This window comes from Mesorhizobium sp. M2E.F.Ca.ET.219.01.1.1, assembly GCF_004016445.2.
GTDB lineage: Bacteria > Pseudomonadota > Alphaproteobacteria > Rhizobiales > Rhizobiaceae > Mesorhizobium.
In genome coordinates, this window is the sequence record NZ_SADT02000078.1 from 1 (window position 1) to 392 (window position 392).

Genomic DNA, 392 nt, shown 5'->3' on the forward strand with positions numbered 1-392 from the left:
GCCCGGCCTGACGCTGGTGCGCAAGGCGGCCCCGGCCTTGATAATCGGCCTGCTGCTCGCGGCGAGCGTGCTCGCCTTCCTGCTGCGCCGCCTGCGCCGCGCATCGTCGGCGCTGCAGACCAGCCAGGACGAGGCGCAATACCTCGCTTTCCACGACACGCTCACGGGTCTGCCCAACCGCGCCCTGTTCGAGGATCGGCTCCGGCGGGCCCTGCTCAGGACCACCCACGACACGGCCGGTCACGATATGGGGAAAGTGGCGCTGCTCTACCTCGATCTCGACCGCTTCAAGCATATCAATGACACGCTCGGCCATCCGGCTGGCGACGAACTGGTGCGCCAGACGGCGGCCAGGCTCCAGCATACCGTTCGTGAAGTCGACACCGTGGCGC

The 392-nt window shown here is 68.4% G+C and carries 1 protein-coding gene; it reads left to right on the forward strand.

What is annotated here, in order from left to right; translation table 11 throughout:
* Positions 1 to 392: GGDEF domain-containing protein (locus EN862_RS34985; protein ID WP_135913293.1), on the forward strand; the 392-nt coding region annotated here is incomplete at both ends.